The organism is Microcystis sp. LE18-22.4A (assembly GCF_027531105.1).
In the GTDB taxonomy this organism is placed as follows: domain Bacteria; phylum Cyanobacteriota; class Cyanobacteriia; order Cyanobacteriales; family Microcystaceae; genus Microcystis; species Microcystis aeruginosa.
Map to the genome: position 1 here is coordinate 1 of NZ_JAPZRB010000388.1, position 20,089 is coordinate 20,089.

The 20,089-nt window shown below is 42.8% G+C and carries 16 protein-coding genes and 1 tRNA gene; 5 read left to right on the forward strand and 12 right to left on the reverse strand.

Annotation, left to right across the window (positions count from 1 at the left end):
- The coding region (locus tag O9295_RS17065; RefSeq protein ID WP_288034062.1) for an RNA-guided endonuclease TnpB family protein at positions 1-633 on the forward strand (633 nt) is incomplete at its 5' end.
- Between the two features lie 190 nt (positions 634-823).
- On the opposite strand, the gene O9295_RS17070 is transcribed toward O9295_RS17065, so the two are convergent.
- The 3 genes from O9295_RS17070 to O9295_RS17080 all read right to left on the reverse strand — a co-directional run bounded on the left by O9295_RS17070 (position 824) and on the right by O9295_RS17080 (position 3,455).
- Positions 824-2,248 carry an AAA-like domain-containing protein gene (locus O9295_RS17070; RefSeq protein ID WP_288034065.1) on the reverse strand — a complete coding sequence of 475 codons (1,425 nt, stop codon included), beginning with the start codon at positions 2,246-2,248 and terminating at the stop codon, positions 824-826.
- A 630-nt stretch (positions 2,249-2,878) separates the two neighbouring features.
- Entirely contained in the window at positions 2,879-3,226 is a 348-nt protein-coding gene (locus tag O9295_RS17075; protein WP_046662392.1) for a YkgJ family cysteine cluster protein, read from the reverse strand.
- A gap of 157 nt (positions 3,227-3,383) precedes the next feature.
- Positions 3,384-3,455: transfer RNA gene (locus O9295_RS17080), tRNA-Val, on the reverse strand.
- 81 nt (positions 3,456-3,536) lie between these two features.
- Here O9295_RS17080 and O9295_RS17085 point away from each other — a divergent pair.
- Positions 3,537-4,073, forward strand: a complete 537-nt coding sequence (locus O9295_RS17085; RefSeq protein WP_288034067.1) for a metal-binding protein — start codon at positions 3,537-3,539, stop codon at positions 4,071-4,073.
- Between the two features lie 19 nt (positions 4,074-4,092).
- Here the strand turns inward: O9295_RS17085 and O9295_RS17090 are convergent, their stop codons facing one another.
- The 5 genes from O9295_RS17090 to pipX form a co-directional block, all read right to left on the reverse strand.
- Positions 4,093-5,613 carry an ArnT family glycosyltransferase gene (locus O9295_RS17090; RefSeq protein ID WP_288034068.1) on the reverse strand — a complete coding sequence of 507 codons (1,521 nt, stop codon included), beginning with the start codon at positions 5,611-5,613 and terminating at the stop codon, positions 4,093-4,095.
- A 184-nt stretch (positions 5,614-5,797) separates the two neighbouring features.
- The gene (proC, locus tag O9295_RS17095; protein ID WP_149988233.1) at positions 5,798-6,610 is read right to left on the reverse strand and encodes a pyrroline-5-carboxylate reductase; all 813 of its coding nucleotides are present in this window, start codon (positions 6,608-6,610) and stop codon (positions 5,798-5,800) included.
- A gap of 132 nt (positions 6,611-6,742) precedes the next feature.
- Complete coding sequence (locus O9295_RS17100; protein WP_061432398.1) at positions 6,743-7,315, reverse strand: cell division protein SepF; 573 nt, start codon at positions 7,313-7,315, stop codon at positions 6,743-6,745.
- A gap of 320 nt (positions 7,316-7,635) precedes the next feature.
- Positions 7,636-8,295 carry a YggS family pyridoxal phosphate-dependent enzyme gene (locus O9295_RS17105; protein WP_012267872.1) on the reverse strand — a complete coding sequence of 220 codons (660 nt, stop codon included), beginning with the start codon at positions 8,293-8,295 and terminating at the stop codon, positions 7,636-7,638.
- Between the two features lie 3 nt (positions 8,296-8,298).
- Positions 8,299-8,571 (reverse strand): transcriptional coactivator PipX, encoded by a 273-nt coding sequence (gene pipX / locus O9295_RS17110; protein WP_002796317.1) that lies wholly within the window; start codon positions 8,569-8,571, stop codon positions 8,299-8,301.
- 523 nt (positions 8,572-9,094) lie between these two features.
- Between pipX and O9295_RS17115 the strand changes: the two genes are divergently transcribed.
- On the forward strand, positions 9,095-10,636 hold the full coding sequence (locus O9295_RS17115) for an NAD(P)H-quinone oxidoreductase subunit N (protein ID WP_288034072.1): 1,542 nt from the start codon (positions 9,095-9,097) through the stop codon (positions 10,634-10,636).
- A 104-nt stretch (positions 10,637-10,740) separates the two neighbouring features.
- On the opposite strand, the gene O9295_RS17120 is transcribed toward O9295_RS17115, so the two are convergent.
- From O9295_RS17120 to ychF, 4 genes are all read right to left on the reverse strand, one after another.
- On the reverse strand, positions 10,741-10,992 hold the full coding sequence (locus O9295_RS17120) for a hypothetical protein (RefSeq protein WP_288034074.1): 252 nt from the start codon (positions 10,990-10,992) through the stop codon (positions 10,741-10,743).
- A gap of 414 nt (positions 10,993-11,406) precedes the next feature.
- Entirely contained in the window at positions 11,407-12,081 is a 675-nt protein-coding gene (locus O9295_RS17125; protein WP_288034075.1) for a PEP-CTERM sorting domain-containing protein, read from the reverse strand.
- A 299-nt stretch (positions 12,082-12,380) separates the two neighbouring features.
- On the reverse strand, positions 12,381-14,414 hold the full coding sequence (locus O9295_RS17130; protein ID WP_288034078.1) for an N-6 DNA methylase: 2,034 nt from the start codon (positions 14,412-14,414) through the stop codon (positions 12,381-12,383).
- Between the two features lie 372 nt (positions 14,415-14,786).
- Positions 14,787-15,878 (reverse strand): redox-regulated ATPase YchF, encoded by a 1,092-nt coding sequence (ychF, locus tag O9295_RS17135; RefSeq protein ID WP_043996954.1) that lies wholly within the window; start codon positions 15,876-15,878, stop codon positions 14,787-14,789.
- Between the two features lie 584 nt (positions 15,879-16,462).
- Here ychF and O9295_RS17140 point away from each other — a divergent pair.
- Both O9295_RS17140 and O9295_RS17145 read left to right on the forward strand, forming a co-directional pair.
- Positions 16,463-18,496: an elongation factor G gene (locus O9295_RS17140; protein ID WP_288034079.1), complete on the forward strand. Its 2,034-nt coding sequence runs from the start codon at positions 16,463-16,465 to the stop codon at positions 18,494-18,496.
- Positions 18,497-18,658: 162 nt separating this feature from the next.
- Positions 18,659-19,885 carry a dicarboxylate/amino acid:cation symporter gene (locus O9295_RS17145; RefSeq protein ID WP_288034082.1) on the forward strand — a complete coding sequence of 409 codons (1,227 nt, stop codon included), beginning with the start codon at positions 18,659-18,661 and terminating at the stop codon, positions 19,883-19,885.
- The last annotated feature ends 204 nt before the right edge of the window (positions 19,886-20,089 follow it).

Consider the following 20,089-nt stretch of genomic DNA (forward strand, 5'->3'; position numbering starts at 1 on the left):
GGAATTAGTAGCCTTGTGATTACCAGCGATGGCGATAAAGTGTCTAATCCCAAGCATTTTAAAAAGCATTATCGGAGACTGCGAAATGCCCAAAAAAGCCTTTCTAGAAAACAGAAAGGGTCAAAAAATCGGGAAAAAGCAAGAATCAAAGTAGCCAAGATTCACGCTCAAATCACCGATAGCAGAAAAGACCATTTACACAAGCTAACCACTCAATTAGTTCGTGAAAACCAAACGATTGTGGTTGAGAATTTAGCCGTCAAGAATCTGGTCAAAAACCCGAAATTATCTCAGGCAATATCTGACGTTAGCTGGGGTGAAATCACCCGACAATTAGCCTATAAATGCCGTTGGTATGGGAGAAATTACATCGAAATAGATAGATGGTTTCCTAGTTCTAAGCGGTGTAGTAATTGCGGGTATATTGCTGAGAAAATGCCGTTAAATGTTCGAGAGTGGGATTGTCCAGACTGTGGGACTCACCATGACCGAGATATTAACGCCAGTAAAAATATTTTGGCCGCAGGGCTTGCGGTGTCAGTCTGTCGAGCGACCATAAGACCAGAACAGAGTAAATCTGTTAAGGCAGGTGCGAAAAATCCTTCGGGAAAGAAGCAGAAACCCAAATCGTGAGGTTTGGGAATCGCCGTCCGTTTTACGGCGGCGAGGATGTCAAGATGAGTACGAAAAGTTTTATTCGTAAAACACAGGAACTACAAGCCTATCCCACCATAATGACATTGTTGATTTTCGTTGAGGATGTTGATGGTGATAACTTTAACAATCGTAGGCTGTGTTAGTCGAGCGCCTAACGGACTATAAATTACATGGCATAGCGACTTTTTTCGGAAGTATCAAAGTGAGCAAGCGTAATTTTTTGGGCGAGGGGAGAAGTTTTTTGCGGCAAAAAAACAGAACGTTGCCGGAAATATTCGCTAAAATATTGACGGTAGAGAGGACAACTGACTCGGCAAAACTTACCTTGTCGGTGAATCAGTCCGAGACTTTCTAGGTGAAAAGCGGCAATTAAATCAATTTCTATGTCTTTTTCTGCCATCACCACCTTAGCAAAGATAGCCGCTAAATTGCCCTTTAAGTATTGCAGATGCGAAAGTAAACGTTTAAGATGATCTGCAAAAATATTATTTTCCTCGTCAATAGAAGTAGCTAGAATGGTTTCTAGGGTACAATCACCCCGAGCAATATGATAGCAAGCAAGACGAATTAAATAGGGATTACCTCCTAGAAATATTCGTAATTTTTCGGAGTTAAAATTCTGATCTAATCCCTGTCTTTGGCTTAATTCTCGTACTTGTGTGCTGGTAAAATTAGGCAATTCGATCGGTAAACCAAGACTAAAAGGAGATTGATAGGTATCTGAGTTTTTATCAAGCTCCTGTGCAGGGGAATAGGCAACAATTAAACGTAATTTTTGCCAGAGGGGTTTGTTTTTGCCTTCCTCGTGCCAGAGGTGCAGAATACTAAAAAATTCTTCCCCTAGCTGTGGATAGGATAAAAGATATTCAAGATCATCAAAGGCAATCACTAAAGGGTGATCGAGATGGGAGAGAATATGCTTTTCTAGATAGATTTTACAGTTAATTTTACCCCCCAAGAAATCATCCCAATCCTGTGGGAGATGATTTTCTAAATCTAACTGGCGACTAATACTAACGCAAAGCCAACGCAGCCAGTGATTTAAATCTTGAAAAATTGAGCTTTCTGCTAACCGAAAACTGAAATAAAGTGTATGGTATTGCTGTTGTTGTGCATAATTAATAATTCTAGTCATCAGGGAAGTTTTTCCCATTTTTCTGGCCGCGTTAATCCGGATAAGACTACCCCCGCGCAATATCTGTTGATAACAAGTCTGTTCTAGATTGTTTCTGTGAATATAAAAGGGGGAATTGAGGGGGACTTGTCCCTCTGGTAACTCAGGCAATAGTTGAGGATTAATAGTATCAGTTTCTGGTAAGTTAGGACGATAATAATCGCTATTTTCTAAAGTTAAATTAAAGGCTTGAAAACAATGTTTCAGGGTTTGTTTATCCACTCCCGATTCACAAGCAAATACCTTCATCAGAGTATCTACCCCTAAAAGAGTTTTCTCGCTGAGGACTTCTAGGGTGAAACGATGACCGCGATTATCCCGATACTCCGCTTCTTGTTTGGCAGTAAGTAATTTTTCTAGTCCCGTGGGGGTAAGGACAACCCCGCGTCTGCGGCGCTGTTTTTCTAGTTTTTCCATGATAGTTTTTCCCTGTCCTGAACTCAAACTCTGCACCTCTACTAGAGGTTTTGAGTTTCCTATAGACTTCTCCTCAACAGGGAAACAATCGATTCCGTAATTTTTGCCGACATTCCCCACATCTTCATATACTTTTATATATTTTTACATTCCCCAAGATGTTTTAACGAAAAACCTTCATTGTAGAAACTACTATAGACCTCTTGCATAATTAATTTTTCAGGGTTCAAAAACGGCAAAAATAAGGATTAAATGGCATAAAGTCTGTAAATAGACCATTTAACTGATTATTATTCATTCTTAATTCTCCTGACTCCTGACTACTGGCTACTGACTCCCAACCCTAACAACAATTTTTGATTTTTACAAGAGGTCTTATTAAGAACATTTTCAATAATTGATTTTTTATGATAAAAAAAGTTTACAATCCTTTACATTGACAGAAATCGATGATTGTAGCTATAATCCTTACTGGCAAAGGGTTGTAAGCAATATTTGATTAAAATCATTAATTGAATGTTAAGAAGTGCGGAAAGTGGGTCACTGGTTTAGCGATGGAGAGGATCGGGACAATAACCAGACCACTTATTTTCTTCCCCATCTGAGTTATTTCTGGGATAGGGATAAATCTTAGCCTACTTGCTGACGATAGCTATTCATTTCTAGGCTATCTTCCCCATAAAGATCCTCAATGTGTTCATGACAGCAATCGATCGCAAATTGCTCAAATTCTCCCGGTTCAATTTGATACATTTTGGCAAAAATATCGGGTTGAACACGACAAAATTCTGGTCTCTGGTCATAAATGGTACAGAGACGGGTTTGGCGATCGAAGTTTATACACCAACCTTCTTCCCCCACCATGCTGAGATATTGACTTAATTGTGCGGGAGTCAGATATTCTTCTAAGTCAGGACGCTCATCGGGATTTAGTTGACAACAAGCTCCACAATTTTTAATACATTTCCAATTGGCCATATAACCGGTGTGCCGCGACGAATTAATCCTAGTACCTACTGACTAGCTTACTAGCAAATAGTCGCAATTTTGCCTTCCAGTAGCAATTCCCCTCAATAGTTTTAATCTAACCCAGCGATCGGGAGTGAGAGCTTGACTAGGCAAGGATCGAATAAAATGGGCGTTGTAAGGGTCGAACTTACGGCATCCTGCTTGTAAGGCAGGCGCTCTACCACTGAGCTAAACGCCCGACTCAATTTCGTACTTTCTCAGTATAACATATATTTTCAAAAAAGTATATTATTTTTTTGAGCGAGTTAATTTTTTTCCGATGCCCTCTGGTCGAACTCACGATCGCATTACCCTAATTCTGCTGCCACCGATTGCGGGGGCGAGTTTTTTGGTCAGTGGCAGTGGTAAATTAACCCTGTTACTGTTGGCCAGTTATTTGTTTAGCGGATTTCTGTTTGGACCGGATCTTGACATCCACTCGGTACAATACAAACGTTGGGGTTATCTGCGCTGGTTGTGGCTACCCTATCGTTCTATGATCCGTCATCGCGGTTGGTTATCCCACGGTTTATTGATCGGCACAATTTTTCGGTTATTTTATCTGGGTAGTTTTCTTTTACTAGCGGCGATCGTCATCATTCCGATCCTGCAAAGTTTCTGGGGTATAGACTGGGATTGGCGACTGTGGCCGCAGCAAGCGCTCGCATTATGGCAACAGTATCCCCGGGTAGCGATCGCTATTTTCCTGGGTTTAGAATTAGGAGCGATGAGTCATAGTTGTAGTGATTGGATCGGATCGGCCTATAAACGTTCTCGAAAAGTGGCTCAAAAACCGGTAAAAAAGAAAAAACGTTAATAGTCCCCGTCCACAATTTCTAATTATCCTTACTTTGATATTCTTGCCAAGTTTTCGGACTGATAAAGAGAGTTCCTTTTTCTTGCTTGTCGGGAAACTGGATATAATTTGTCTCTAAATAATCCTTGAGTTTTGGTGATTGCAGAAATTCCTTTTCAAATCGATAGAGAAAAACCAAATCGGGCTGTCTTTTTTCGATAACTTCTAGGATAAAATTCCCATCAAGATTCTGATTGATAAATCTCTTTCTGGTTATGACAGCAGTTTCTGGGGGTGTGTTCAAAAAATATTTATATATGTAGTGAGGATTATCGGTTAACAGAAGTTTATCGGAGTTTTTAAATTTTTCAAACACAGCTTCTGCTAAAAGAGGTTTATACCTTTTATTAAATTGAACATAGGCATTAATTGAGGGATCACGATTGGTGATTATTCTTAAGGTATTAAAGATAAATTGACCAGACAGGGGGATAAAAATCAGCATTTTGAGAACTAATTCCTGGGTTATTTTGCGATTTTGCCTAAATTCCCCGAGACTATCACTAATTTTTAACTGTTCGACAAATAAGGCAATTATCCAAACGGCGGGAATAATTAAATGGATATAATAATAGGGCCAAATTGGGGCGACTGTGGCAAATCTGAACAGATTAGAACCCAACCAGATCAAGGGCGGTAAAAGTGGTATTATATTGCGAGTAAAAACCATCGCTATAATAGCGATCGCTGTGACGATCAGATAAATTGGTTCGTGTTGTAGGGCGCTTTGCAAGAGAGTCCATAAGGTGAGATTTTCTTCACCGAAACTAGCGGCAACACTGACATGAGATTTAATAATATTTTCGTAGGAAAAAGGAAAAATAGTCAGGGAACCCAAGACAAAGACTAAAACGACAGCGACTGACCAAATAACAATATCAATGATTCTTTTAATAAAACTATTCTGTTGATTAAGAAAAATAATTAAAGCTACAGTTGGGATAATAGTAATGCCTGAAAGTTTAATTTGCAGGGAAAAAACGAAAGCAATGGCACTGAGTAAATACAGCCCATACTTAAGCTTACCCGTGGATTGAAGGGCTTTAAAGATGATACAAATACTTAAAATTGTAAAAAAAAGTGAGGGTAATTCCCGCAACATTGTCGTTGACAGGGTAATATAAACTAGACAGGTTGAGAGAATGAATACCGATAAACAAGAGGCTAATATTCCGCAATTAACTCTCAGAATTAGATAAAAAATTCCTAACATAATTGTGGACAAAGAAAGCACCATAATGCGCGCCGCATGGATAGTAAATCCTGTCACGCTTAACCAACCATTTAGTAAAAGAGATAAACCCGATAAATGATCGTGCCAAACTTGTTCGTAGAGATGATAACCTTGTTTAGTGACGTAGGCAAGTACCATGGCCACCGCTTCATCAAAATTAAGGATATAGGGATAATGAAGCGGGACTTTCCAGAAAACAATTCCCAGGAAAAAAACTGCAATGGCAATTAATGCCATTAAATCAAAACGATCGGATTTCCTATTCATACACTTTTTCTGGACAAGAATTGCTGCGTATCTTATCACAAATCGAGACATCAGTTAAGTAGATGGTTATAATTAAATTAAAAATGGATTTTAGGTTCGATCCCCCCTTAGTCCCCCCTTGATAAGGGGGGTGTCTGATAATTTTTAACGCCTACCTAATTATGGATTAAAAAAGATACAAAGATTACTTTTCAGAACTACGCCCTAAATCTTTAGATCTATGATAGGCCGCCACCACTGCCTCGATAATAGTCGATCGAAAAGAGCCTTTTTCTAATTGTCTCACCCCGGCAATCGTCGTTCCCCCGGGGCTAGTGACGCGATCCTTTAATTCACCCGGATGTATGGCCGATTCTTTTAATAGGGTTGCCGTCCCCAAAACTGTTTCTAGGGCCAATTGAGATGCGATCGCTCGCGGTAATCCGGCCGCCACACCACCATCGCTTAAAGCTTCCACCATCAAGGCCACAAATGCCGGGCCCGATCCCGATAATCCCGTTACCGCGTCCATCAAAGCTTCGGGAACTTCCACCACCGAACCGACCGCAGCAAAAATATCTCTGGCTACGGCCAGATGTTCCGGTTCCGCATGACGACCGGGTGCGATCGCTGTAACCCCTTGTCCCACCGTGGCGGGGGTATTGGGCATCGTCCGGATCACAGGGCGATCGGGAAAGCCCATTTCTAAGCGATTGAGGGTAACTCCTGCTAAAATCGAGATAATCAAGGGTTTTTCGGGTATTCCCAGCAAACTATTCACTACTTGCTCTAAAATTTGCGGTTTTATCGCTAAGATTAACACCTCAGTTGCTCTAGCGGCTTCCCGGTTATCCTCACTGACTTGTACTCCGTAGGTATTAACCCAAAAGTTGCGCCGTTGGGATTGGGGTTCACTGACTAACACCGTTTCGGGACTATAAATATTTTTTTTTAATAAACGGCTGAGAATGGCCTCGGCCATCACTCCACCGCCAATAATTCCTAAACGAATAGACACAGTATTATTTAAAGTAAAAAGTAAACAGAAAAAAAGGCAGATTTAGAGGTCTTACCCCCAAAAAAACGCATCCTCTCGAGAATCGATCGATTTTTAGCTTCGACAAACTTAACGAGAGGACTATGGGAGGATTCATTGAGCTAATCGACTGCTTTCGGCTCCCCAAGCAGCTGCGGGGGAAACGGGACGAGCCATTTTCGGGTTGTCGGTGATATCGTGAATAGTTCCGGAAAGGGTGCTAACTTTAACGCAGCTGGGGGTAAATAGGAAAATACTCTCACCGATGCGTTCTTGATGACCATCAATCGCGTAAGTGCCACCGGCGACAAAATCCACGGCTCTTTGTGCTTCTTCGGGATCCATGACGTTGAGGTTTAACACCACCGATTTGCGTTCTCTCAGGGTTTGGATAACTTGGGGCATTTCCTCGAAGGAATGGGGCTCGATCACGACTACTTCTGCATTATTGTTGTTAATACCTGGCATACCGATCACGTTGCTTCTGTTGAGTCCCATAGATGTGGCTGTACTGAGATTTAAAGGTTCGCGTTGACGACGATTGAGGGGATCTTCTTCTTCGTTTTGATCCCTATCTTGGGGGGAAGACTTTTCCCAGTTCATTTCTTCGTAGTCGGTTTCGTCTTCGTCTTCTGGTTGTTCGGAGATGCCGACAAAATCTTTGAGTTTGGTAAAAATGTTGTTCACAGTCTAAGTGTCCTTCAAAAGATTTTTTAGGTGGTCTTGGCTAGAGTCGGGGTTATTTTAGTGGCCTTTAACAACTTTTGTTCTCACTTGGTACAGGAGAACTATTTTGTTCAGGGTTCGTCATTCTAGTCGTCTGGAGGCAGCGGTTAGTTCCCTCTTTTCAGTTATCAGTTATCAGGGGATAGTTTTCAGGGATTGGGAAAAAGTCAATTCCTCATTTCTAACCACCGGTTTCTAGACCAGACGCTGTAATCTTAAGATATATTGTCACCGATTATTAAAATTCCTAGGAGTTTTTTCTGTAAATTTACGGAGATGGTTCAGTAAATACGATCGCCAAAGATGCTGGTTCCCACCCGGATCAAAGTGGCTCCAGCCTTGATAGCCAGAGGATAATCGTTAGACATCCCCATGGATAGATGAGGCAGGCATAAACTAGAGCTATTCTCGATTATTTGGGCTAAATCGCTGGTTTTTTCAAAGGCGGCTAACTTTTCCCCGGCGGATAATCCCTGGGGCAGAATTGTCATCAAACCTTGAATTTTTAGCTGTTGACAGTTGACTAAAGCAGGAATATCTGCTATCAGTTCGTCCGTGTCCCAACCGAACTTGTCGGGATCGGGGATAACTTTCACCTGTAGCAAAACTTGGGGATTAATCTCTAATTCCGCCGCTAGGCGATCGAGTCTTTGGGCTAATTTTAAACTATCGAGGGAATGGATTAAATCAAAAGATTCTAGGACTTTGCGGGCTTTATTTGCCTGTAGATGCCCGATAAAGTGCCAATAAATATCTGGGAGGTCTTTTAGTTCTTGCTGCTTCGAGATTGCTTCCTGTAGCTTACTTTCAGCAAAATCTCTCACTCCTGCCCGGTAAGCTTGACGGATATAATCGCTCGATACCTGTTTACTGACGGCAATCAGGCGCGTGGAGGGGGGTAGGGTAAGACGGATTGACTCGATACGACTAGCGATCGTCATGAACTAGACTGAAAAGGTTTGTTGATAAGTTTGGTTGAGACTGTTAAATTCTTGCATATTACTGCGCCGTCGCAAATTCCGCAGCCGGTTTTCCACCAAAAGACGAGCATCGGAACGACTAATCGGATCGAACGAGACTTTTTTGGGTCCCACCGTCACCAGAAAAAAAAGACGTTGGGCATAAAGAGTGGTGAATAATTCCTGATGTTCTTCTAATAGACACACTCTGTATAATAGACCGAAAGTGGGATGATTGAGATAGGTTTCGTTACTCATTCAAGCGATCGCTAAAGGAAAAGGATTGAGCGAACTAGAAAGTTTTTCAACAACAAAATCAAGCGGATGGCTCAAAAACAATTGATTTTTCGGGGGTTTCCCTAGCCTGATTTTACCAGAATCCTTCAACGACAACTAACGATGCTAGTCTATGTCATGATTTCCTGATGTTTCACTTTTTCCCTGTTAACGTGGATACATCTCGGTGACAACTTGTCACCATCAGAAATTAGCTCGGCGGCAAAAATCAAAAATCCTCCGTTAGGTAAGAAGAATCCGAGACTCCGAGAATCGGAGACAGGAGGAGGAAAAAGACAATAGATAACTATAATACCCATAAAAGCTAAGATTATGTCAAATTTATCTGGGTTTTTAGATATTTTGACCCGATAGCTGCGATCGGTGAACTGAAAACTCACATCTGATAACTGATAACTGATAACTGATAACTGAATCACTGATGAAATGCCCTAAGCTTGTATTAAGCCTTTTTTAACTTCAAATTCCTTTAACCTCAATCAATATGGATTTTTCTAGTCTTGTTGCCAGTCAGCTAAACGCCGGCGTTATCTGGCCCGAAGGAATCCTGATTATTACCCTGATGGTGATTTTAATCGGCGATTTAATCGTGGGACGGAGTGCCAGAAGTTGGCTGCCCTACGTTGCGATCGCTGGTCTGCTCGCTGCTGTGGTTGCTCTTTACTTTACCTGGGACAATCCGAAACCGGTGGCTTTTTTAGGGGCTTTTGAGGGCGATAATCTCAGTATCGTCTTTAGGGGGATTATTGCCCTTTCTACCGCCTCCACAGTGCTGATGTCTATCCGTTATGTGGAACAAGCGGGAACCTCCCTAGCGGAATTTTTAGCCATTATGCTCACCGCGACCCTCGGGGGAATGTTCCTATCTGGCGCTAGTGAATTGGTGATGATCTTCATCTCCCTAGAAATGCTCAGTATTTCCTCCTATCTAATGACCGGTTACATGAAGCGGGATCCTCGATCGAACGAGGCCGCTTTAAAATACCTGTTAATTGGAGCTTCTAGTTCGGCGATTTTCCTCTATGGTGTTTCCCTTCTCTACGGTTTATCCGGAGGTGAAACCAGTTTAAGTGCCATTGCCCAAAAATTAACCGATGTTAACGGTGGTCAGTCCTTGGCCTTAGCGATCGCATTAGTGTTTGTGATTGCTGGTATCGCCTTCAAAATTTCGGCGGTTCCCTTTCACCAGTGGACTCCCGATGTGTACGAAGGTTCACCCACTCCCGTGGTGGCTTTCCTCTCGGTGGGTTCCAAAGCGGCCGGTTTTGCCCTAGCAATTCGCCTATTAGTGACGGTTTTCGGTCTAGTGAGCGAACAATGGCGGTTTATCTTTATCGCTCTAGCAATTTTGAGTATGATCCTCGGCAACGTGGTCGCCTTGGCCCAAACTAGCATGAAACGGATGTTAGCCTATTCCTCGATCGGTCAGGCGGGTTTTGTCATGATTGGTTTAACCGCCGGTACTGACGCGGGTTACTCTAGCATGATTTTCTATCTGTTAATTTACCTGTTCATGAACCTAGGGGCTTTTGCCTGTGTGATTCTCTTTGCTCTGAGAACCGGAACCGATCAGATCGCTGAGTATTCGGGACTCTACCAGAAAGATCCGCTGCTAACCCTCTGTTTAAGCATCTGTCTGCTCTCTTTGGGGGGAATTCCGCCTCTAGCGGGCTTCTTTGGCAAGATTTATCTATTCTGGGCCGGTTGGCAAGCGGGACTTTATGCCCTCGTCCTCGTTGGTTTAGTCACCAGTGTGGCCTCGATTTACTACTATATCCGTGTGGTCAAAATGATGGTGGTCAAGGAACCCCAAGAGATGTCCGATGCGGTGAAAAATTACCCCGTTATCAATTGGACTCTTACCGGGATGCGTCCCCTACAGGTGGGTATTGTCCTCTCCCTAGTGGCGACTTCCCTGGCCGGTATCCTCTCCAATCCTCTCTTTACCCTAGCGACGGATTCCGTCACCACTACCCCCATCCTACAATCGGCGGCCCTGGCGACGCACATTTCCCGAGCGAATTGAGAATCTCTGTTGATTTATCGGCGTTGTCAGATCAGAATAACAACGCCTATTGTAGGGCTAATTCCGGAATTAGCCCTACAGCTAATCCGTTTTTAGTAATGTGATTAACTCTCATCTTGTTCTAAAATAGAGGCTAAAATATCTGGAGTTAATCCGTTAGCTTCTGCTTCATCACTAGCTTGATCCATAATTGGTGATAATCTCGCCGCTGCTTTTTGACGATATTTTTCTAATTCTAATTGAATAGTTTCAGTTAATTTGTTTTCTATGTTCCCTCGGTCATTGGGTTTAATTTTAGCGTAATATCTAGCAATTTCTAAAGGAACTTGAATAGTGATTTCTGTCTTGCTATTCATGGTAATTGATTGTTCTTTTTACTTTTAACAGAACTCTATTGTAGCACAAAATCACCATACTCATTGAATTTGACTCTATTGATGTAAAAGTTGCCATTGGATCAAAAAAATCAATGAATAGGGCTTGCTGAAAAAGTACGGGCGAAGCATTCGGATAGAAAATCTACGGTTTCACCGATAGGTTATTGCCCGAATGCTTCGCCCCTACAGGACGCGGGCCGATGAAGACGCAAGGTTTTGAACCACGATTCTCTCAAAATCTTGCACCTGTGAGAGCAAAACAGGACACTAAAACCCTTAACTCGTCTATATTTCACATTTATTCAGCAAACCCTAAATAGAAACATGGACTAAAAATAAACCCCCCTCAACTGGCTAATTGAAGGGGCATTTATTGTATTTTTGGTGAGCAATTTAGCCTACTTTTGTGGTTTCTTTTTCGGCTGATTTGGATGGCTTTAGTTTGCGTTTGAGGGTTGAAGCTGCGCCGAGAGTACCGAGGACTCCAAGACCAAAGAGGGAGGCGGGTTCAGGTACTTGTTGTGCTGTTTGTGCTGTCCCAAAAGTTACGGGTAAAGATACTGAAGCTACAACCTCGGTGAAACCAGGTGAAGCGATTGAACCTTCAAAATTCACAAGCTGAAAAGTGAAGAAGTCAAGGAAAGTACCGATTTCATACCACCTGTTGCCGAACGGATTTCCTGAGTTCTGAAACCTTACTCTGGCCGCGTTAAAACCAGAAACGTTTGTATTAAAAGTTAACGTTGAAGATGTGGCATTAACCAAAAATTGCCCTGTTCCGCTGATAGAGCCACTAGGAATGACGACAGTATCTAAAGTAAAAGGAGTACCATTAACTGTCAAGGTAAGGTTAACGTTGGTAAAGGGATTGGGAGTACCAGTTGAGTTGATAGTATAGCTACCTATTGGCACATCTACGGTTCCCACTAAAGAAGCGTTATTACTACCATTACTCCAACTGCGGTTAACAGTAAAAGTAACGGCCGTTGCTGCCACAGGAGTGAGCATAGCAGCGAGAGAAGTTGCGCCAGCTAAAGCTAGGGTGGGAATTAATCGGTTTTTAATCATCTTGATTGAGCAAACGGGTGAATAGAGGCAACTATCGTCTTCCTTGCAGCTTGGTCAAGCAACAGCCTAACCCAACGCCAAAGGCAGACGGAAGAGACAATACACATTCTCCCCCCCACAACTGTAGCAAAAGCTACAATTTAATAATTCTTTATATTCTTCTCCCCGACTAGGGACTGATACTAAATCCGTTGAGTATAGGCTACATATCAGGACAGGCAAAAGTGGTAATAGATAATCAGTGTTTAATAACCGGATTTAGTATTAAGACTTGTTCTAAGCTTAACCTGCTTTTTGCCTTACTCAAATTGGCCAAGTAGAAGACTCATTTCGTTAACAACATTCTCACTTGCCTTTAACGCTTCTTTTCTAATTGCTTGAATTTCAGCCATACTTTTGGCGATTCTCTGCTGTTTAGATTTGGGTGGAATAGGCACTAAAACTTTAGACAAATCATCTACTAAAATAGTAGGAATAGCATGACCTGTCATGTACCTTTTAATCTGACGCAAAAAAAAGTCTGTTCGCATATATACTAATAAAAACAAAGGCTCGACTCCCTGAATATTTCTTAATACTGAAAATCCATTTGAGCAAATTGCTCCGTCTTCATCTTCCGTGATTAGGGCTGTTGCTTGGCGTGGACTTCCCGTGCTTGCTCCTGAAATTGCTGTAATAATATCGCCTTTGTACAATCTATAAGTTGCGCGAGATGGGGCCTCATGTGCCTTGATTATTTGTTGAGAAACAACTTGCATTGTACGATAATCAACATCGGAAATAGCGATATATCTAATTTCACTGTCCCTAGCTAAACGAAAATCAGCCGCAGCTCTCAAAATATCGGCAATTTCACCTAAAGGTTTCGCCCCAATAGATTTTAGATGTTCTAATAATTTTTGGTCATTGGGTAAATAATGTTCGGCATCCAGTCTCGAATTGAGCAGGGTATTCTTAACTGTATAAATACAATCGCTGTTTTGTGCAAATTCCCCATTGATAAATGACCTAAAAGATTGAGAAATATCATCTATATCATCGTCAACTATTGGCAAACCTGATTTTTTTCGGGCTATAACTCCCGACTCGTTGCGCTTATATATTGTTTGTCCTTTAACGTCATAGCCTATTTTTTTGATTTGTGCCATAAAACAAGAATCATGGTTTGCTGGTAATTTTTGAACTACTAAAAGTGATGTTTTGATTCCTGTGCCGTAGGGTACAAAGGCTTCCGGCGGTATGGAAACAACACCTAATATTTTTGTTTGGGAGCGCAACCAATGCCGAATCGGTCCATTAGAGATATTTTGTAATAGACCATCGGGCAGAATAATCGCCATGCGTCCACCTGCCCGCAATAATTTTATAGATTTCTCAATAAATAAAATATCGGGCGACTGACCCGCTAAAACGGTTGGGGAAACTTGCCAACTATTGGACGCTGATTTATGCCATTTCCTGGCGAGAAGATATGATTGAAGAATTTTCTGGTCTTCTACTTTGCCTTTATTTCCGAAAGGAGGATTGGTCAAGATAACATCAAAAGAATTATTTAATTTTTCATCTTCGATAAGCGCATTAGTGCAGATAATTTCTGAACCTGTGCCACCTTCAAAAACTAAACGAATCATTCCCGAAAGGGCGACATCGGGATTAAATTCAATTCCTGTAATACTTTCTTGCACAAAACTTGCTATATTGAACTCTGGATTATTTTGTCGAACATGGTTTATTGCTTGAATTAAAAAACCACCACTTCCGCAAGCAGGGTCGATAATTTTTTCGTTTGGTTTGGGGTCTATCATTTCAACCGCAAGGCGGACAATTGGGTGAGGGGTAAAAAATTCTCCCCTATCTCCACGCTGGTGTCTATTTACAAAAGTCTGAAAGGCTTCCCCTTTTATATCGCCAGATGTTTTAGTTAAATTAATGTACTGTAACCTGCCTACAATATAAGCAAGAGTCAAAGGTTTTAACTTGAATGTGTCATCGGTGAAAAATCCCCGATAATGATTCTTGATGGAGGTAAATAATTGACTGAGACGCGACATAAATTCATCGTACTTATTTGCTACGATGGCTTTATATTCACTTGCTGTAACGCCAAAATTTACAGATTGCTTGGCAGATTTTTCATCATGAAGTTTGATGATGATTAGTTTAACCATCTCGTGAAAAATCTTGTCTTTGAGCATTCCTTCGTTGGCGTAAATATAATTATGGCACTCTTCAAAAACTGCGGAAAGATTGTTAGAAGGTCGTAATTCCTGAATTTGCGGGAGTTTTTCAGGTAACAGGCTATCTTCGGAAAATAACAATCCTTGCTCTTTCATTTACTGCGCTTGATTTGACCGTTTCCCCTTGCGGGTTGTTGAATAGATAGACTATTTTTAGCCTTGACTGCATTCCTACCAAACCAGTCTTTTAGTGAACAGAGAACATCGCCATCTTGATTAAACAAGAACTTGCCACTACACCTGATTATAGAATATAAATTAGAGGATGTCAAGAGATAAAAAATTCAGTTTAATGTTAACCAAAGTGAGTAAAAAAAGCTGAGAGATTGTTTATGACAAAAATTCGCAGCATCTTTCAGTTTGACAAAGCCTATTGTAGGGCTAATTCATGAATTAGCCCTACAGCTATTGACAACGCCAAATTCAACCTTTTGATCAGGTGAGTGCCACCCACCTGACTCATTTTAGCTAAACATTAAAACGGAATAGTAAAACATCACCCTCTTGAACAATGTATTCCTTGCCTTCACTTCTGACTAAACCTTTTTCTTTAGCAGCGCTCATCGTGCCACTATTAACTAAATCCTGATAAGACACGGTTTCCGCACGAATAAAACCCCGTTCAAAATCCGAGTGAATAACTCCGGCTGCTTGGGGTGCTTTCATACCGGCAATAATCGTCCATGCGCGGGTTTCTTGGGGTCCGGTGGTGAGATAGGTACGCAGTCCTAATAACTCGTAGGTAGCTTTAATTAAAGATTTTAATCCCCCTTCTTCTACCCCTAAAGAACCGAGAAAATCTTTTCTTTCTTCCTCCGACAATTCCACTAATTCCGATTCTACTTGAGCAGAAACGATCACAACTTTGGCCTGTTCCTGTTGGGCAATTTGACGGACACTTTCTACCCAATCATTACCCGTGGCCAGATCATCTTCGCTCACATTAGCGGCATAAATAATCGGTTTACGACTCAATAAACCGAGATTTTTAATTAATTCTTCTTCCTCTTTGCTTAAATCCACTTTTCGCGCCGAAATACCGTCATTAAGACAAATTAGGATTTTTTCAAGGATAGCCAATTCTTCGGCGGCTTCCTTGCTATTTTTCGCCTGTTTGCGTAAACGTTCCACCCGCTTCTCCACCTGTCCCAAATCCGCTAGAGCTAACTCTAGATTAATCACCTCGATATCCCGGGCCGGATCCACGGAACCGGAAACATGAATAATATCATCATTATCAAAACAGCGCACCACATGAACGATCGCGTCCACTTCCCGGATATTAGCCAAAAATTGATTACCCAATCCTTCCCCGCGACTAGCACCCTTGACTAATCCGGCGATATCGACAAATTCAATCCGCGTCGGCACGATTTTCTCAGAATTAGAGATTTTAGCCAAAACCTCCAGACGTTCATCGGGGACGGATACCACACCCACATTCGGTTCAATGGTACAAAAGGGGAAATTAGCGGCCTCGGCCTTGGCATTAGCCACCAGAGCGTTAAATAGGGTCGATTTACCCACATTTGGCAGTCCCACGATTCCAGCTTTTAACATAAAAATTGCTTGATAAACATCATCCCGACCTCTCACTATATCAGGCTGCATCTCGTTTTTGTGAGTCCAGTTGATGAGAAAGACTCTCGATAGTCAACAGCTTAGTTAACATTTGCTGAAAAAATTTTTCCTGGAGGTAGGAGACTCCGATTCAGGAGACTCCGATTCAGGAGACAGGAGATTATTTTTATTTATTCTCCCCATTTCCCCATTTTCCCATTTCCCCATTTCCCCATTTCCCCACACCCCACACCCCACACCCCACACCCCACACCCCACACCCACGAAAAACTTATTTAGCAAACCCTAGTTAACATTTATTCAAGTTCCTTAACTAAAAGTAGGTAAGACTTTACAAGAGATTGCGAGAATGGGATGTAATGCTTGAGACTGAGTTAGGGTGAAAAGTAGGAAAGAATACACCTGTAGCACTGGGCAAAATTATGGCAAGACAGGCCTTTCGCTTCTAACTACGTCCTGAGAGTAATTTTCAGTGCTATGACAGTATATTTCCTAGGGCGATCGAGTGTAAATATCGCCCAATCGCCGCAACTAATCACTAAATCATTCTTGGGGGTATCTGTATGAATCAAAGTATCGGAGCAAACACCCGTAATGTGGCCCTTGTCGGCCCCTACTCCAGTGGAAAAACCTCCTTACTGGAAAGTTTACTTTTCGTAACAGGAGCCATCACCAGAAAAGGTAAAATTAGCGATCGCAATACCGTTGGTGATAGTTCCACGCAAGCGCGGGATCGACAGATGAGTGTAGAAGTTTCCGTTGCCCATAGTCAATACCAAGACCTAAATTTTACCTTTCTCGATTGCCCCGGTTCGATCGAATTTGCCAGTGAAACCTATAATGCCCTCGTCGGGGCCGGTGCTGCTATTATCGTTTGTGAACCGGTGGTCGATCGAGTTCTCACCCTGGCTCCCTTGCTAAAATTCCTCGATGATTGGGAAATTCCGCATCTAATCTTCATCAACAAGATGGATCGCTGTAATAGTCACTTTAACGAAGTCCTACAAGCTCTCAAATCCGTTTCTAGTCGTCCCCTCGTTCCCCAGCAATATCCTATCCGTCAGAACAACGAAATTATCGGATTCATCGATTTAATCAACGAACAGGCTTATCATTACCATGCTAACAGTCCCGCCGATCCTGTCGCTTTACCCGACCACCTCAAGGAAGAAGAACAGATCGCTCGACAAGAAATGCTGGAAACGATCGCCGAATTTGATGATCATCTTTTAGAAGAACTCCTCGAAGATATTAACCCCTCCCGGGAAGAAATTCTCCAAGACTTAAAACAAGAACTGGGAGCCGATCAGATAGTACCTGTGTTCTTCGGTATGGCGGAACGGGACTATGGTGTGCGTCATCTCCTCACCGCTTTAGTGGAAGAAGCGCCGGCCCCGACAATTACCGCCAACCGTCGCGGTCTCGATCCCAGTGCGGATGGAGATGCAGTGGTACAAATCCTCAAAACCTATTTTACTCCCCAGGGCGGTCGCCTCTCCCTAGGGCGAATCTGGCAGGGAACCCTTAACGATGGCATGGCCTTGAACGGTGTGCGGATTGGTGGTATCTATCGTCTCATGGGACAACAACAGCAACCCTTACCGCAGGCCCAAGCGGGGGAAATTGTCGCTCTCGGTCGTTTGGAGGGAATCGCCACCGGAGACGTGGTGAGCAGCGGCAGTCAAAAACCCGATCTTCCCAAAGGTTTACAACTCAAACCCGTCTTTGCCTTGGCCATTGCCGCCGCCAATCGCAAGGATGAAGTGAAATTAAGTTCAGCTTTGACAAAACTGATCGAAGAAGATCCTTCCCTCTACTGGGAACAACACGGTGATACTAAAGAAGTGATTCTTTGGGGACAGGGAGAAATTCATCTGCAAGTGGCCCTCGATCGCCTAGCGCGCAAGTATAATCTACCGATGACCACCCATTTACCCCAAGTTCCCTACAAGGAAACGATCAAAACCAGTACCAAATCCCACGGACGCTATAAACACCAAACCGGCGGCCACGGTGCTTTTGGTGATGTGTATCTCGATATTAAACCCCTGGCCCGGGGGGAAGGTTTCCACTTCCATGAAACCATTGTCGGTGGTGTTGTCCCGAAACAGTATATCCCCGGGGTGGAAACGGGAGTGCGGGAATATCTCGGTCATGGTCCTTTGGGTTTCCCCGTGGTGGATATCGATGTTACTCTCACCGATGGTTCCTATCACAGTGTCGATAGTTCCGAACAAGCTTTTAAACAAGCGGCCCGTCTAGCGATGACGGAGGGACTGCCTAAATGTCATCCGGTCTTATTAGAACCAATTCTATCGGTGACGGTTCTCGCTCCCTCAGAATACACCGCCAAGGTTTTACAGTTAATCAGTGGTAAACGCGGTCAAATTCAGGGTTTTGAAGCTTCTGCGGAGTGGAAAGGTTGGGATCAGGTAACGGCCTATCTACCCCAAGCGGAAATGCACGATTTTATCGTTGAATTGCGTTCTTTGACTATGGGTGTCGGTTTTTTCCAGTGGGATGAGGATCACCTGCAAGAAGTGCCGGATAAACTGCGCGATGCGGTTTTAGCTATGCAAGGTAATGGTAACAAGTAAAGTCTTCTTGGCTGTCACTAAAGTAGAGCGATAAATTAGCAAGAGATGGGCTTTTATTGGCTCATCTCTCCCTTTTGTGGCAAAAGATGACAGAAGGGTTCGATGAGATTAGCCTAGTGCTATACTGCCCCAAATTAGTCTCGGAATTCTCAACTTAACCTCATGAATTTATCTAACCTGATCTTAGTCGCCCTGGGTGCGGGAATTGTTTTCGGTGCGCTGCTGAATGGTTTTTTTCCTGCGCTAATCCTACCTTTAGATGACTATATTCTCGCGCCGGTGGGACAGGTTTTTCTGCGCTTAATTCAATTTGTGGTGGTGCCGATCGTTTTTTCTTCCCTTATTTTAGGATTAACCCGGGTACAGAATGCGGCGCGGATCGGTAGATATTTACTCAGATTGATGACTGGCTATCTGCTAACCAGTACACTTGCTCTGTTAATCGGCATGGCGACGGCGTTGTTATTAAAACCGGGGATAGGTTTAGAGGGATTTGCCACTAATGCCGCCATGACCACCAATACACCGGTATCCTTGAGAGATTGGCTGATTAGCTTAATCCCGGTTAATCCCCTAGAAGCTCTTACCGGGGGCAATCTTTTACAGGTAATCGTGACGGGAGTTTTATTTAGTATCGGCATCGGACTGGCTAAAGAGGGGGCAAAACCTTTTATTCTGTTGATAGACAGTCTTTATCTAATCAGCGAGAGAATTCTATCGGTGATTCTTTATCTAGCACCTGTGGGGGTATTTGCTCTGATTGCTTCGGTTATCGCCACCCAGGGATTAGAATTAGTGGCGAGACTTTTTTTCTATGTTTTTGGTCTGTTTTTGGCCAGCGCCTTGATGATTGGGGTGTATGTTTTGCTCCTTTTTGCCCTCAAAGGAGAACCTCGACGCTTTTTTAGCTCTTTATCGGAATCTTTATCCTTAGCTTTCGGTACTGCTAGTTCTAACGCCGCTTTACCCGTGGTTTTGCGGGAAATTCAAGAATACGGTTTACCCGAAGATATCGCCAGTTTCGCTATTCCCTTGGGAACGGTACTAAAACGCGATGGTTCGGCAATTTTACAGGGATTTAATGCTCTTTTTATCGCTCAGGTTTACGGAGTTCCTTTAAGTCCCTCTTTGTTATTAGCGATCGCATTGAGTGGTTTATTGGTTTCTTTTAGTACCCCTGGAGTCCCCGGCAGCGCATTAATTACCATGACTACCGTATTATCGGCGGCGGGTTTACCATTAGAGGGAGTGGCTTTAGTGGCAGGGGTCGATCGGTTGACCGATGGCTTTAAAACCGTATTAAATGTGATCGGTAATATAGTTAATGCCATCCTGCTCAATTACTGGGAATTAGGAGACAAGGAAAAATCCCTAGAATCAAAAAACTAGCCTCACCGGTTCTTCGGTTTTTGTTATGCAATGGAGGGGGGTTACAAGGGATGAAACCCTTATATAGGGTCTGCTGAAAAAGTTTTTCCTAGGGGCAGGGTGTAGGGTGTGGGGTGTGGGGTGTGGGGTTTTACCGATTTTGAGGGGGTCAATTACCTAATTTTCAGGGAAAAAGTCCCTGAATTTACCCCTGATCACTCCCAT